The 14,505-nt window shown below is 73.6% G+C and carries 12 protein-coding genes; 3 read left to right on the plus strand and 9 right to left on the minus strand.

Translation table 11 applies throughout. The features are described from left to right. Positions 1 to 125: 125 nt before the first annotated feature. From ACTIDRAF_RS0200465 to ACTIDRAF_RS0200475, 3 genes are read right to left on the minus strand one after another with little or no spacing between them, the layout of a single operon-like run. Positions 126 to 887, minus strand: coding sequence for a succinate dehydrogenase/fumarate reductase iron-sulfur subunit (locus ACTIDRAF_RS0200465; protein ID WP_016696733.1), 762 nt, complete (start codon positions 885 to 887; stop codon positions 126 to 128). Continuing rightward, a complete protein-coding gene (locus ACTIDRAF_RS0200470; protein ID WP_016696734.1) occupies positions 884 to 2,818 on the minus strand; it encodes a fumarate reductase/succinate dehydrogenase flavoprotein subunit in 1,935 nt (644 codons plus the stop codon). The genes ACTIDRAF_RS0200465 and ACTIDRAF_RS0200470 overlap by 4 nt, the downstream gene beginning before the upstream one ends. 8 nt (positions 2,819 to 2,826) lie before the next feature. Further along, a complete protein-coding gene (locus ACTIDRAF_RS0200475; protein ID WP_245533394.1) occupies positions 2,827 to 3,564 on the minus strand; it encodes a succinate dehydrogenase cytochrome b subunit in 738 nt (245 codons plus the stop codon). A 78-nt stretch (positions 3,565 to 3,642) separates the two neighbouring features. Here ACTIDRAF_RS0200475 and ACTIDRAF_RS0200480 point away from each other — a divergent pair, with 78 nt between their 5' ends. Continuing rightward, complete coding sequence (locus ACTIDRAF_RS0200480) at positions 3,643 to 4,581, plus strand: LysR family transcriptional regulator (RefSeq protein ID WP_016696736.1); 939 nt, start codon at positions 3,643 to 3,645, stop codon at positions 4,579 to 4,581. A 31-nt stretch (positions 4,582 to 4,612) separates the two neighbouring features. Here ACTIDRAF_RS0200480 and ACTIDRAF_RS0200485 read toward each other — a convergent pair whose 3' ends face one another. From ACTIDRAF_RS0200485 to ACTIDRAF_RS0200510, 6 genes are all read right to left on the minus strand, one after another. After that, entirely contained in the window at positions 4,613 to 5,500 is an 888-nt protein-coding gene (locus tag ACTIDRAF_RS0200485) for a shikimate dehydrogenase (protein ID WP_016696737.1), read from the minus strand. Further along, on the minus strand, positions 5,494 to 6,708 hold the full coding sequence (locus ACTIDRAF_RS0200490) for an endolytic transglycosylase MltG (RefSeq protein ID WP_016696738.1): 1,215 nt from the start codon (positions 6,706 to 6,708) through the stop codon (positions 5,494 to 5,496). The genes ACTIDRAF_RS0200485 and ACTIDRAF_RS0200490 overlap by 7 nt, the downstream gene beginning before the upstream one ends. Beyond that, positions 6,705 to 7,238, minus strand: coding sequence for a Holliday junction resolvase RuvX (ruvX, locus tag ACTIDRAF_RS0200495; RefSeq protein WP_016696739.1), 534 nt, complete (start codon positions 7,236 to 7,238; stop codon positions 6,705 to 6,707). Before ruvX ends, ACTIDRAF_RS0200490 begins: the two co-directional genes overlap by 4 nt. Further along, a complete protein-coding gene (gene alaS / locus ACTIDRAF_RS0200500) occupies positions 7,235 to 9,910 on the minus strand; it encodes an alanine--tRNA ligase (protein ID WP_016696740.1) in 2,676 nt (891 codons plus the stop codon). Before alaS ends, ruvX begins: the two co-directional genes overlap by 4 nt. Positions 9,911 to 10,004: 94 nt before the next feature. Then, complete coding sequence (locus ACTIDRAF_RS32335; RefSeq protein WP_016696741.1) at positions 10,005 to 10,388, minus strand: hypothetical protein; 384 nt, start codon at positions 10,386 to 10,388, stop codon at positions 10,005 to 10,007. Beyond that, positions 10,385 to 10,792: a DUF948 domain-containing protein gene (locus ACTIDRAF_RS0200510; RefSeq protein ID WP_016696743.1), complete on the minus strand. Its 408-nt coding sequence runs from the start codon at positions 10,790 to 10,792 to the stop codon at positions 10,385 to 10,387. Before ACTIDRAF_RS0200510 ends, ACTIDRAF_RS32335 begins: the two co-directional genes overlap by 4 nt. A 313-nt stretch (positions 10,793 to 11,105) precedes the next feature. On the opposite strand from ACTIDRAF_RS0200510, the gene ACTIDRAF_RS0200515 reads away from it, so the two are divergent. Both ACTIDRAF_RS0200515 and ACTIDRAF_RS0200520 read left to right on the plus strand, forming a co-directional pair. Further along, positions 11,106 to 12,641: a pyridoxal phosphate-dependent decarboxylase family protein gene (locus tag ACTIDRAF_RS0200515; protein ID WP_016696744.1), complete on the plus strand. Its 1,536-nt coding sequence runs from the start codon at positions 11,106 to 11,108 to the stop codon at positions 12,639 to 12,641. Further along, a complete protein-coding gene (locus tag ACTIDRAF_RS0200520) occupies positions 12,638 to 14,467 on the plus strand; it encodes an IucA/IucC family protein (RefSeq protein WP_016696745.1) in 1,830 nt (609 codons plus the stop codon). The genes ACTIDRAF_RS0200515 and ACTIDRAF_RS0200520 overlap by 4 nt, the downstream gene beginning before the upstream one ends. The last annotated feature ends 38 nt before the right edge of the window (positions 14,468 to 14,505 follow it).

A 14,505-nucleotide genomic window follows, 5' to 3' on the forward strand; every position in this document is an offset into this window, starting at 1 on the left:
CCCCCCCGCCACGGACTGACCCGGACACCGCGCCACCGGGTCACGCGGAACGGCCCGCCGACCACCCTGGTCGGCGGGCCGCCCCGTATCCGCCGCGGAGTGCGTTCCGCCGTACCGGCCCCGGCTCAGCCCGGCCGGCCGCCCGCACCCCGCAGCGTCGCCCGCAGCACGTCCTGGTTGAACTGGGCGATGTCGGCCAGCGGAATCCCCTTCGGGCACACCACCGCGCACTCCCCGGCGCTGGTGCACCCGCCGAACCCGGCCTCGTCGTGCGCGGCGAGCATGTCCAGCGCCCGGGTGTCCCGTTCCGGTGCCCCCTGCGGCAGCCGACCCAGGTGGGTGACCTTGGCCGCGGTGAAGAGCATCGCCGAGCCGTTGGGGCAGGCCGCGACGCAGGCGCCGCAGCCGATGCAGGCCGCCGACTCGAAGGCCTTGTCCGCGTCGGCCCGCGCGACGGGCGTCGCGTGCGCCTCGGGCGCGCTCCCGGTGGACACGCTCACGTACCCGCCGGCCCGGACCACCTCGTCCAGCGCTCCCCGGTCGACCACCAGGTCCCGCACCACGGGGAACGGCGCGGCCCGCCAGGGTTCGACCACGATCGTGTCGCCGTCGGTGAACTCCCGCATGTGCAGCTGACAGGTGGTGGTGGCCCGCCGGGGGCCGTGCGCCACGCCGTTGATGGTCAGCCCGCACATGCCGCAGATGCCCTCGCGGCAGTCGTGGTCGAAGGCCACCGGTTCCTCGCCCCGCAGCGTCAACCGCTCGTTGAGCACGTCGAGCATCTCCAGGAACGACATGTCGGGGCTGACGTCGTCGACGTCGTACTCCACCAGCCGGCCGGCGTCCTCCGACCCGGTCTGGCGCCACACACGCAGGGTGAATCTCACTGGTAACTCCGCTGGGTCGGTTCGACGTGCTCGAAGGTCAGGGCCTCCCGGCGCAGGAGGGGAGGTGTGCCGGTGCCCGTGTGCTCCCAGGCCGCGACGTAGGCGAACTCGTCGTCGCGGCGCAGGGCCTCGCCGTCCGGGGTCTGGCTCTCGGCGCGGAAGTGGCCGCCGCAGGACTCGGTCCGGTGCAGCGCGTCCAGGCACAGGAGCTCGGCGAGCTCCAGGAAGTCGGCGACGCGGCCGGCCCGTTCCAGTGACTGGTTCAGCCCCTCCCCCGAGCCTGGCACCCGCACCCGGCGCCAGAACTCGGCGCGGAGCTCCGGGATGCGGTCCAGGGCGTACCGCAGTCCCTCCTCGGTGCGTTCCATCCCGCAGTGGTCCCACAGCAGGCGGCCCAGCTCGCGGTGGAACGAGTCGACGGTGCGGTCGCCCTGGACCGACACCAGCCGCCGCACCCGTTCCTCCACCTCGGAGCGTGCCGCCACGAGGTCGGGGTGCGCGTCGGTGACCTCGGGGAACGGGCCGTCGGCCAGGTAACCGCCGATGGTGTTGGGCAGCACGAAGTAGCCGTCGGCCAAGCCCTGCATCAGCGCGCTCGCCCCCAGCCGGTTCGCGCCGTGGTCGGAGAAGTTCGCCTCGCCGATGACGAAGAGCCCGGGGATGGTGGCCTGGAGGTCGTAGTCGACCCAGAGGCCGCCCATCGTGTAGTGCACGGCCGGGTAGATGCGCATCGGGACCCGGTACGGGTCCTCCCCGGTGATGCGCTGGTACATCTCGAAGAGGTTGCCGTAGCGGGTCTCGACGGCCTCCCGGCCGAGCCGGTCGATCGCGTCGGCGAAGTCGAGGTAGACCCCGAGGCCTCCGGGGCCGACGCCCCGGCCCTCGTCGCAGACCTTCTTCGCCGCCCGGGAGGCGATGTCCCGGGGCACCAGGTTGCCGAAACTCGGGTAGGCGCGCTCCAGGTAGTAGTCGCGGTCCTCGGGAGGGATGTCGCCGGGGGCGCGCCGTTCGTCGGGGTCCACCGGCACCCACACCCGGCCGTCGTTGCGCAGCGACTCGCTCATCAGCGTGAGCTTGGACTGGTGGTCACCGCTGACGGGGATGCAGGTCGGGTGGATCTGGGTGTAGCAGGGGTTGGCGAACAGCGCGCCCCGCCGGTGCGCCCGCCAGATCGCGGTGGCGTTGCAGCCCTTCGCGTTGGTCGAGAGGTGGAACACGTTGCCGTACCCGCCGGTGGCCAGCACCACGGCGTCGGCGGTGTGCGTGCTCACCTCCCCGGTCACCAGGTCGCGGATGACGACTCCCCTGGCCCGGCCCTCCACCACGACGAGGTCGAGCATCTCGGTGCGCGGGTGCATGGTGACGGTGCCGGCCGCGATCTGCCGGGACAGTGCCTGGTAGGCGCCCAGCAGCAGCTGCTGCCCGGTCTGCCCCCGGGCGTAGAAGGTCCGGGAGACCTGCGCCCCGCCGAAGGACCGCGTGTCCAGCAGGCCCCCGTACTCGCGGGCGAAGGGCACCCCCTGGGCGACGCACTGGTCGATGATGGCGGTGCTGATCTCGGCGAGCCGGTACACGTTGGACTCCCTGGCCCGGAAGTCCCCGCCCTTGACGGTGTCGTAGAACAGCCGGTACACGCTGTCCCCGTCGTTGCGGTAGTTCTTGGCCGCGTTGATCCCGCCCTGGGCGGCGATGCTGTGCGCGCGGCGGGGGCTGTCCTGGTAGCAGAAGGACGTCACCCGGTAGCCGAGCTCGCCCAGGGTGGCCGCCGCCGAGGCCCCCGCCAACCCGGTGCCGACCACGATGACCCGCAGCCGCCTCCGGTTGGCCGGGTTCACCAGCCGGGTGCCGAACCGGGCCCGTTCCCACCGGGTTTCGAGGGGGCCGTCCGGCGCCGCGCGGTCCACCAGCGGTTCGCCTTCGTCGTATCGCACGGGAAACCTCACTCAACCAGGCCGAACAGGACGGCGTACGGGACGGACAGGTAGCCGGCGCACAACACGACGGCCACCACCAGGGCGGTGGTGCTGGCGAGGGTGCCGTGGCTGGCCCGCACCGTGCCCAGGCTCCGCAACGCGCTCCAGACCCCGTGCCGGACGTGGAGTCCCAGGGCCAGGACCGCGACGGTGTAGATGAGCACGACCCACCACAGCTGGAACCCGGAGGTGACGTTGCGGAAGGGTTCCTCCGGCACGCCGTGCGGGTTGAGCCAGCCGACGGTGAGGTCGAGGACGTGGTAGACGACGAAGAGGGCGATGATGACCCCGCCCCACCGCATGGTCCGCGCCGCGTAACCGCCCTGGACCGGGGGGCGGTGGCGGTAGCCGGACGGTCTGGCCGCCCGCGCCCGCCTGGTGAGCTGGATGGCCGCCGTCATGTGCAGGAGCACGCTGACCAGCAGGACGACCCGGATCGTCCACAGCGCTCCGCTCTCGCCGAGGACGGCCGATCCCATCGCGCGCAGCCAGCGGGCGTAGGAGTCGAAGGCGGTCTCCCCGAAGAAGATCTTCAGGTTCCCGACCATGTGCGCCACGACGTAGAAGAAGAGGATCAGGCCGGTGCCGGCCATCACCGCCTTCTTGCCCACGCTGGAGGCCCAGAGCCGCCGGAGCGGCCCGGTCCGGCGCGGGTCCCGCGCGGCGCGGCCAGGCGTCGCTGCCTTACCACTGGTGAGGGTCACGGAGCGACGGTAGGACCCGACATCACGAGGCGTCCAATACATGGAAATTCTGCTGTTGGTAGCCATACGCTATACACCGTGACCCTCCAGCAGCTCGTCTACTTCCTCGCGGTCGCCGAGACCCGCCATTTCACCCGGGCGGCGGATCTGTGCCACGTGGCGCAGCCCTCGCTGAGCAAGCAGATCCGCGCTCTGGAGGGCGAGTTGGGCGCCGCCCTGTTCCGCCGCTCCCGGGGCAACATCACACTCACCCCGGCCGGGGAGGCGCTGCTCCCGCTGGCCACCCGCATCACCGCCGACGTGGACACGGCCCGCCGGGAGGTGGGCGAACTGGTGGGGCTGCGCCGGGGGCGGGTCCAGATCGGCGCAACCCCGAGCCTCTGCCTCACGGTGCTGGCCCCGGTGCTGCGGCGCTTCCACGAGAGCTTCCCGGGGATCAGGCTGGTGGTGGAGGAAGGCGGCTCGCAGGACCTGATCCGGGAACTGACCCAGGGCCGGCTCGACCTCGCCCTCATCATCACTCCCCCGGGCGGCACCGACCCCGCCCTGTCCACCACGGAACTGCTGCGGGAGGAACTCGTGGTCGCCTCGTCGGGGACGACCCCGCTGCCGAGCCACCCGCTGGACGTCCGGGCCTTGGCCGACCACCCCATGATCATGTTCCGGCCCGGCTACGACCTCCGCACGGTCACCCTCGCCGCGTTCCGCGCCGCCGGCGTCGAACCGCGCATGGTCGTCGAGGGCGGCGAGCTGGACGCCGTCCTCCGTTTCGTCCAGGTCGGGCTCGGCGCCGCGATCGTGCCGAGCATGGTGCTCGCCGACCGGCCCGGGCTGCGCAGGACGCCGCTGGCCGCTCCCGGCCTGTCCCGCACGGTGGCGCTGGCGCACCGGGGTGACACGGCGCCGACCCACGCCGCCCGCGCCCTGCGGGACACCCTGTTCGCGGTGCTCGCCGACACCGCCGCCGACGGGCGGCTCGGCCCGGGGGTGCGGGTCCTCGACGGCACGGACGGCTGACGGTACGCCCGCCGGCCCCGCCGGGGGTGGGTCAGGCGTCCCCGGGGGTCAGCGGCAGCGGCAGCGCGCCGCCGGTGGCGGCCCGCAGGGCGTCCCGCATCGCCTCCCTCGGCGCCGCCCGACCGGTGAACTGCTCGAACTGCCCGAAGGCCTGGTGCAGCAGCATGTCCAACCCGGTGACCAGACGCCCACCGGCGGCGGCGACGGCCGTGCCCACGGTGGTGGGCCACGGGGCGTAGACGACGTCGAAGAGCCACCGCGCCACGGCGAGGTGCTCGGCGTGCCGGTCGGCGGCCCCGGCCGGGACCGTCGAGACCACCAGGTCGGCCTCGGCGGCCAGCGCGCGCAGGGACACCCGGTCGAAGGTGACGACCTCGACGTCGAGCCCGACCCGGCCCGCGCAGGCCACCGTCTCCTCGGCGCGGGCGGCGTCCCGCACCACCAGCGTCACCCCGGACAACCCGAACTCCGCCACCGCCGCCACCGCGGCGTTCGCGGTACCACCCGCGCCGAGGACGAGCCCCGGGCCGCCGGCGGGCCGGTAGCCGGCGGCGCGCAACGCCCCGGTCACCCCGGCGACGTCGGTGCAGTCCGCCCGCCAGCGGGGGCCGCCGTCCTCCGCCACCACGGGGACGAGGGTGTTGGCCGCCCCGACCGCGCGGGCGGTGGCGGTGACCTCGTCGGCGAACCGGAGGGCCGCCCTCTTGCCGGGCATGGTCACCGACAGGCCCGCCCATTCCGGCCCGAGCCCGCGCACCAGGCCCGGCAACCGGACCTCGTCGCACTCGATGCGCCAGTAGCTCCACCCCTCCAGGCCGAGGGCCGCGTAACCGGCCTCGTGCAACACCGGGGAGAGCGAGTGCTCGACCGGGGAACCGAGCACGGCGGCGTGACGCGCCGCGTCACGAGCCGTCACCACACCCCTGCCTCCTGTGCCCGCTGCACGTCCGCCTGGTGCTCGTCCAAGGTGTAGTTGAAGCAGGTGGTGCCGTCCGTCTCGCACTTCACGAAGTACATCCAGTCGCCCTCCTCGGGCTGGGCGGCGGCCTGGAGGGCCTCCACGCTGGGCGCGGAGACCGGCGTGGGCGGCAGCCCGAGGTGCTGGTAGGTGTTGTACGGGTTGAAGGTGTCGGCGCGTTCCTCCGGCCGCGTCCTGATCGCGGACTTGTTGTTCCAGTAGTTGACCGTCGAGTCGTACTCCAGCTTCTGCTGGTCGGCCTGGAGCCGGTTGTAGGTGACGCGGGCGACCTTCGCGAAGTCGCGCTCGACGGCTTCCTTCTCGTTGAGGGAGCCGATGATGAGCACCTCGTAGGGGGTGAAGCCGGTCTCGTTGGTCAGCTCCGGCATGCCGATCGCCTGCATCGACTGCGCGGACCTGCTGATGACGTGGGTCAGGATCTCCTGGGCGTCCCAACCCGGCCGCACCGTGTACATGCCGCGCAGGATCAGGCCCTCCAACCGCCGTTCCGGCGCGGGCGCGGCCGACGCCGGGCCGACCGCCCACTCCGGCACGCCCAGCTCGGCCAGGTCGGCGTTGGTGGCGACGTCCCACAGCTCCTCGGTGGAGACGCAGGACTCGGCCCCGTCGGCCTCGTGGCAGCTCGCCTGGGCGAGCAGCGAGATGATGCCCGGGTCGACGTCGCCGTTGGGCAGGTCGACGTCGTGCAGCAGCTTGCCGCCCCGGATCTCGACCTGGCCGAGAGAGCCGCCGTCGAGCAGCATCGACACGGCCGCCTCGCCCGACATCTCCGAGCGCAGTTCGTAGAAGCCCGGCTGGACGCCCCGGGCCCGGGCGTCCTGCTCGGCGGCGACCGTGAAGGCGCGGACGCTGGCGACCACGCCCTCGTCGACCATCGCCTGGCCGATCTGGCTCAGGTTCGCGCCCTCCGGCACCTCGACGATGACGCTGCCGCTGCCCTCGCCCTCGAAGTCCTCGTACCCCCCGATGCCGGACAGCTCCCGCACCCCGTAGTAGGCCCCCACGCCGACCACGCCGAGCAGCAGGACCGCCACGGCGAGGGTGACCACCGACTTCCTGTTCCGCCGCTTGCCCGCGCCGCCCCCTCGGGCGTCACTCGCGCGGTCCTCCTCGGCCTCGTCCTCGAACAAGCCCAGGTCATCGCTCACGAGTTCTCCTCACAGGTATCCGGTTGGGGCCGGAGTGCCGCCGCACGCGCGTCCAGCCAGCCCTGCAGAATCTCCGTGGCAGCGGCCTGGTCGATGACCTGCCGCTGACGCCGCCCTCGGACCCCTAGATCGGACAACATGCGGGTCGCGCTGACGGTGGTGAGCCGCTCATCGGCCAGTTTCACCGGAACCGGTGTCACTCGCTCGGCGATCTTCGCGGCGTAGCGCCTGGCGTAGTCGGCGGAGGCGCCGTGGTCACCGGCCAGGGTCCTGGGCAGTCCGACGACCACCTCCACCACCCCGTGTTCCGCGACGAGCGCGCCGAGCTGGTCGATGTCCCGGTCCGCCGCCTCGTCGCGGGCCAGCGTGGTGAGCGGGGTGGCCAGCACCGGTCCGGGGTCGCTGAGCGCGAGGCCCACCCGGACGGAGCCGACGTCGACCCCGAGGCGGCGCCCCGGTCCGGCGTCGGCGTGCCCCGGGCGGTCCGGGTCACCCGGCCGCCACCGCTTGCCCCGCTCCCGGCGGCTCACCGATCGGCCACCGCACCGGCGAGACCGGCGCGCAGGGCGACGATCGCGTCCGGGATCCCGGCGGGACGCCCGCCGCCGCCCTGGGCCATGTCGGGCTTGCCGCCGCCCCGACCGCCGATGTGCTCGGCGAAGGAGGGGACCAGCTTGCCGGCGGCCACGCCGAGCTCGCGGGCACCGCTGGTGGTCGCCACCACGAAGTTGGCCTTGCCGGCGGCCTGGTCCCCGGAGAAGAGGGCGACGACGCCCGGCCCGGCCCCCAGCCGGTTGCGCACCTCGGTGGCCAGGTTCCGCAGGTCGCCACCCGAGGCACCGCTGACCTCCCTGGCCACCAGGCGGACGCCGTGGACGTCCTCGGCGGCGGCCGCCCACTCCCCCGCCGAGGACAGCAGGGCCGCCGCGCGCAGCTTCTCCAGCTCCTTCTCGGCGGCCCGCAGCCGCTCGACCAGGTTCTCGACCCGGGCGGGCACGTCCTTGCTCGGGATCTTCAACATGCCGGCCACGTTCTGCACGAGGGCGCGTTCCCTGGCCATGAAGCGGAAGGCCTCGATCCCGACGTAGGCCTCGATCCGCCGGGTGCCCGAGCCGACGGAGGACTCGCCGAGCAGGGCGACCGGGCCGATCTGCGCCGAGCGCTCCACGTGGGTGCCACCGCACAGCTCGCGGGACCACTCACCGCCGATCTCGATGACGCGCACGGTCTCGTCGTAGGTCTCCCCGAACAGCGCCAGCGCGCCGAGCCGCTGCGCCTCCGGCATCGACGTGTACAGCACGTGCACCGGGAAGTCGCTGCGCACCGCCAGGTTGGAGACCTCCTCGATCTCGCTGCGGGTCTCCGGGGAGAGCCCCCCTGGCCAGGCGAAGTCGAGCCGCAGGTACCCGGGCTTGTTGTAGGAACCGCTCTGCAACGCCGAGGGGCCGAGCACCTGCCGCAGGGCGGCGTGCACCACGTGCGTGCCCGAATGGCCCTGCCGCGCTCCGACTCGCCACTCCGGGTCGACCTTGGCCAGCACCTGCTGGCCCTCGACCAGCTCGCCCCGGCGGACGCGCACCTGGTGCACCCACAGCTTGCGCGCCACCTTCTGGACGTCGACGACCTCGAGTTCGAGGCCGTCGGCCACGATGGTCCCGGCGTCGCTCTCCTGCCCGCCGGACTCCGCGTAGAGGGGGGTGCGGTCGAGGACCAGCTCGACGATGTCGCCCTCGCCGGCGTGCCCGGTGCGCACGCCCTCGCTGAGCACCCCGAGGACGGTGGCCTCGCTCTCCAGCTCCTCGTACCCGGTGAACTCGGTCGCGCCCCGGTCCAGCAGCTCCCGGTACACCGAGCGGTCGCCGTGGCCGGTCTTGCGGGCGGCGGCGTCGGCCTTGGCGCGGGCGCGCTGCTCGGCCATCAACTTGCGGAAGCCGTCCTCGTCGACGGTGAGCCCGGCCTCCGCGGCCATCTCCATGGTGAGGTCGATGGGGAAGCCGTAGGTGTCGTGCAGCTGGAAGGCCTTGTCCCCGGAGAAGGTCGTGCCGCCGGCGGCCTTGGTCTCCCCCGCCGCCAGGTCGAAGATCTTCGACCCGCTGGCCAGCGTGGTGAGGAAGGTGTTCTCCTCGGCGCGCATGACCGCCTCGATGCGGGCGTAGTCGGTGGCCAGCTCGGGGTAGGCCGGGGCCATGGCGTCCCGCACGACCGCGCTGAAGTCGCCGAGCACCGGGTCGGTGACGCCGAGCAGGCGGGCCGACCGCACGATGCGGCGGAGCAGGCGCCGCAGCACGTAGCCCCGGGCCTCGTTCCCGGGGGTCACCCCGTCGGCGATCAGCATGACGCCCGAGCGCGCGTGGTCGGCGATCACCCGGAACCGCACGTCGTCGACCGGGTTGGTCCCGTAGCGGCGCCCGGTCAGCGCCTCGGCGCGTTCGATCACCGGACGGACCAGGTCGGTCTCGTAGACGTTGTCCACGCCCTGGAGCAGCGCGGCCAGCCGCTCGACACCGAGTCCGGTGTCGATGTTCTTGGCGGGCAGGGTGCCCAGGATCGGGTAGCCCTCCTTGCCCGGCCCCTCGCCTCGGATGTCCTGCATGAACACCAGGTTCCAGATCTCGACGAACCGGTCCTCGTCGACCACCGGGCCGCCGTCGGGGCCGTGGGCGGGGCCCCGGTCGTAGTAGATCTCGGAGCTGGGGCCGCAGGGTCCCGGCACGCCCATCGACCAGAAGTTGTCCCGCATCCCCCGCCGCTGGACGCGCTCCTCCGGCAACCCGGCGATCCGCTTCCACAGGCCGGCGGCCTCGTCGTCGTCGTGGTAGACGGTCACCCAGATCCGGTCCGGGTCCAGGCCGTAGCCACCGTCGGCCTCGGAACCCGTGACCAGGTTCCAGGCGTGTTCGATGGCTCCCTCCTTGAAGTAGTCGCCGAAGGAGAAGTTGCCGGCCATCTGGAAGAAGGTGTTGTGCCGGCTGGTCTTGCCGACCTCGTCGATGTCGCCGGTGCGGACGCACTTCTGGATGCTGGTCGCCCTCGGGTAGGGCGCGGTGGCCTCACCGAGGAAGTAGGGCTTGAACGGCACCATGCCGGCGTTGACGAACAGCAGCGTCGGGTCGTCGAGGATCAGGGAAGCGCTGGGGACGACGGTGTGACCGGCGCGCTCGAAGTGGTTCAGGAAACGCTTGCGGATCTCGTGGGTCTGCACGATCGGGTTCCTCGCGTGGTGCGGCGCTGCGGGCGCCGGTGGTCGGGTCGGTCGGGGCCGGCGGAGGAGGACGGGCGGCGCTGGCCGCCCGGTCTCAGCTCTCCGCCCGGCGCGCTCGTCCGCGCCGCGCCCGGTCGGCTGCCGCGGGACGCACCGCCCGGGGCGTGTCGGCCGAGCCGAGCTCGCCGGCGACCGGGCGGAACCGCTCCGTGCGCGCGGAGTACTCGACGTCGACCCGCCGGGCGGTCGGGAGCCCGGTGCGCCCCTCGACGACGTCGGCCAGTTCGCGCTCCCGCTCGTTCATGCCGGCGCGGACCTCCGCGCCGAAGGCACCCACGGCGGTCGCCAGTTCGCTGATCGCCTCGCCGAGGTTGGCCGCCACCCCGGCCGGGGTGGCCTGGCGGGCGGCGGCGGTGGCGCGCCTGCTGAGCGCCACGCCGGCGGCGATGCCGACACCGAACCAGAACATCCTGCTCATCGACGCCCTCCCCGGCGGCCGGACCGACGCGACGGGCGGTCCTCGCCGGCCTTCTTCTTCCCGCGCCGACGAACCGCCTTGCTCACGCCGTAGGACAGAGCCGCCACCTTGACCAGCGGTCCGCCGAGGGTCGCGGTGAACAGGGAGCTCAGCGCGGAGACGTTGCCCGACACGGTACGCGCGTTCGAGGTGATGCCGTCCACGCGCTCCAACTGGGTGTTGACGTGGGTCAACGTGGTGTTGGCCTCGGTGAACAGGGGTTCGGACTGTTCGTGCGCCTTGCGGATGGCGATGGTCGCCTCGTCCAGCGTCCGCCCCAACTTGACCAGTGGGATGGCCAGCAGCAACACCAGCAGCACGAACGCGCCGGCAGCCACGAGAGCGGCGATCTGGCCTGCCGACACACATGCCTCCTGGGAATACGAGAAATGTTCGACAACGGGCGCCGAACGCCCGTCGGGGTGAGAAGGCGCCACACTCCACCGCGCTCGTCCACGGGGACAGGCGGCGAATCTCACTGGATCAGCGGTCAGGGTACCCCCTGCCGCCTCGGTGGCGGCCAGGAGTCCCCCGCCGGACCAAGATCACGACAGGGCGCGACGGATTGTGAGCCTCGACTCACTTCTTGACAATGTTGATGTTGTGGTTAGCCTAACCTAACAACACGTACGGTGGCCGTTCGGTTACCTGAACGCCCTGATCACCGCCGGAGGTTCCGTGCCCCAGGTCGCCCGAGCGTCCCTGCTGACCGTCCCGGCCCCCCACCCGAACCCCGCCCCCTGGACGCGGTCCGATCCCGTGGCGGAGCTCCTCACCCACCTCACCTCGGTCCGGGAGGAGGCCACCCCGCCCAACCGCCCCCTGCCCGCCGGTGACCCGGCGGAGGTCCTCGGCACCGTCGACCGGCTGCTCGGCCCGCCCCACCTGCCCGGCCGGGGCATCGGCGAGGCCGCCGCCCTGCGCCGCCTCGCGATCGCGCTGTCCGGGTTCGGGGTCGACCTCCGCCACCCCAGGACCGCCGCCCACCTCCAGGCACCGAGCCTGCCCGTCGCCGCCGCGGCCGACGCCCTGGTCTCCCTGGCCAACCCCTCGGTCGACACCTACGACTCCGGCCCGTCCGGGGTGGCCGTGGAACGCTGGGTGGTGCGCGCCCTCGCCGGGCTCGCCGGCCTCGGCCCGTCCTCCGACGGGGTGCTCACCCCCGGCGGCTCGCTGTCCAACCTGCTCGGCCTGCTGCTCGCCAGGGACACCACGGCGGCCCGGCGGGGGATCAACGCCCGCCAGGACGGCCTGGCGGCGCTCCCCGGGCCGGTCGTGTTCTGCTCCGAACTCGCCCACTTCTCCCTGCACCGCGCCTGCGCGGCGCTCGGCCTCGGCGAGTCCGCCGTGCACCCGGTACCGGTCGACCGCCACCGGCGGATGCGCCCCGAGGCGCTCGTCCGCGAACTCCGCGCCCTCCCCGACCGGCGCACCCCGATCGCCGTCGTCGCCACCGCCGGCACCACCGACTTCGGCAGCGTGGACCCCCTCCCCGAACTCGCCGAGATCGCCGCCGACCACGACCTCTGGCTGCACGTCGACGCGGCCCACGGCTTCGGCACCCTCTTCTCCGACCGGCTCTCCCCCCTGCTGGCGGGCATCACCGGCGCCGACTCCATCACCGGCGACCTGCACAAACTGGGCTGGCAGCCCGCCCCGGCGAGCGTCCTCCTCGTCGCCGACGGCGGCTCCTTCGCGCCGCTGTCCCGAGAGGTCGCCTACCTGAACCCCTCGGACGACGCGGCCGAGGGCTTCGGCGGCCTGCTGGGCCACACCCTCCAGACCACCCGTCGGCCCGACGCGGTGAAGATCGCCACCTCCCTGCTCGCCTACGGACGAGCCCGGCTCGGCGCGATGGTCGACCACTGCCACGACCTCGCCAACCACGCCCGGGACCTGGTGCTCGCCGAACCCCGCCTCGAACTGCTGGCCGAGCCGACGATCAGCACCCTCCTCTTCCGGTACCTGCCGGCCCCGGGGGTCGACGCCGACGCGGTGAACGGGGCACTGCGCCGCACCCTGCTGCGGGACGCGCGGGCACTGGTCGGGCGCAGCGCCGTCGCCGTGGAGGGAGCCCCGACCGCACCGCTGACGAGCCTCAAGCTCACGTTGATCAACCCGGCCGCCGCCACCGAGGACCTCGACGCGATCCTCGCCGCCGTCCTCGACGCCGGAGCGCGGGCCGAGGCCGACTGGAAGGAACGCTACGCATGACCGAACAGTCCGCCGGTACGGCCGTGGTGGCCGACCAGGCCGACCCGCGTCCGCCGCGAGCCGCCGGCCCCGACCCGCTGTGCGATCCGGACCCGGGCGTGGCGGCCGCGCACGCCCACCTGGAGGCCCTGCTGCGGTGCTGGGTGCGGGAGAAGGCCGTTCCCGTACCGGGCTCGGGGGACCTGGTGGTGCCGCTGCGGCGCCGCGGCCTCGTACTGCGCGCCCCGGTGCTGCGCCGCTCACCCACCGAATGGCACCGCTTCGGGCCGGTCCGCCTCACCGGAGCCGCCGGCGGTGACGACGGCCCCGCCGACCCGGTCGTCGTCGCGGCCCTGCTCGCCGACGAGGCAGCCCACGGCGAGGCCGGTCGCGACCCGGCCAGGGGCGGCGTCGACCCGGGCGAGGTCGCCGACCTCGTGGCGCGGACGGCCGACTCGGTGAGCCGGGTCCGCGGCTTCATCCGCCACCACCGCGAGCACCCGGCCGGCGGCCGGGACGCCTTCCTCACCGCCGAGCAGTCCCTGGTGCTGGGCCACCTGCACCACCCGGCGGCCAAGAGCAGGGACGGACTGCCCGAGGAGGAGGCGGCCCGGTACTCACCGGAGCTGCGGGGCTCGTTCCAGCTGCACTGGTTCGCCGTCGACGCCGACCTCGTCTCCCAGGACGCCGTGACCGGCTCGCCCGCGATGGGCGGTCGCGACACCGCCGCGTTGCTCGCCGAGATCTCCGGCCTGACCACGCCGCCCGGCCGGGTGCTCGTCCCCGCGCACCCCTGGCAGGCGGCCGTCGCCGTGCACCGGCCGCGGCTGGACGCGATGGTGCGGGCGGGCCGCCTCGTGCCGCTCGGCGCCGCCGGCGCGCGGTGGTGGCCCACCTCGAGCGTGCGGACCCTCTACCGGCCCGGCTCCCCCGTCATGCTGAAGCTCTCGCTCGGACTGCGGCTGACCAACTCGCGACGCGAGTCGACCCGCACCGAACTCCGGCGGGGCCTGGAGGTCCACCGGCTCCTCGACGCCGGCCTGGGCGAGGCCACCCGGCGCGCCCACCCCTACTTCCGCATCATCCGGGACCCCGGCTGGCTGGCCGTCGACGACCCCGGCCGACCGGGGGGCGCGGAGGTCACCGGACTCGACGTCGCCGTGCGCGAGTCCCCGGCGGACATCGCCGAACACCGCTGCCTGGCCGGTCTGGTGGCTCCCCGGCCGGGATGCGGCCCCAGCCTTCTCGGCGGGCTGCTCGCCGGCCGCGGCCCCTCGGCGGCGCGGCGCTGGGTGGTCGACTACACCGACCGGGTGCTCGTGCCGATGCTGCACCTCTACGCCGCCACCGGGATCGGCCTGGAGGCGCACCAGCAGAACACCCTCGTCCGCCTCGACGGCGGCGGAGACGTCGTGGGCGGGGCGTTCCGCGACAACCAGGGCTACTACCTGGCGGCGTCCCGGCTGCCCTCCGTGCTCGCCCGCACCCGCAGCGAGGAGTGCACCCTCGCCGTCGTCGACGACCACCTGGTCGACGACCGCCTGTCCTACTACCTGCTCCGCAACCAGGCGTTGGCCGTCGTCGGCTGCCTCGGGGAGGAGGGGCTGCTCGCGGAGGAGACCGGCCTGGCACTGCTCGCCGACCGGCTGCGCGCCGCGCTGCCCGACCTGGCCTCGGCCGGGCCGGACGGCGACCGGCTGGCCCGGCGCTGGCTGGACGAGGCCACCCTCCCCTGCAAGGCCAACCTGCTGACCCGACTCCACGGCATCGACGAGGTCCTCGCCCCGCTGGACGCCCAGTCGGTGTACCTACCGGCCCCCAATCCGCTGACAGGAGCCACCCCGTGAGCAGTCCCCCCACCAGCCCGGCCCCCTCCGGTGTCCCC

The sequence above is a fragment of the Actinoalloteichus spitiensis RMV-1378 genome (assembly GCF_000239155.1).
Classification (GTDB): Bacteria; Actinomycetota; Actinomycetes; order Mycobacteriales; family Pseudonocardiaceae; genus Actinoalloteichus_B; species Actinoalloteichus_B spitiensis.

Excerpts from the sequence above, each read along its gene's own strand:
- ACTIDRAF_RS32335 (WP_016696741.1), bottom strand. The coding sequence starts at position 10,388 with ATGAGCAGGATGTTCTGGTTCGGTGTCGGCATCGCCGCCGGCGTGGCG.
- ACTIDRAF_RS0200520 (WP_016696745.1), top strand. The coding sequence starts at position 12,638 with ATGACCGAACAGTCCGCCGGTACGGCCGTGGTGGCCGACCAGGCCGAC.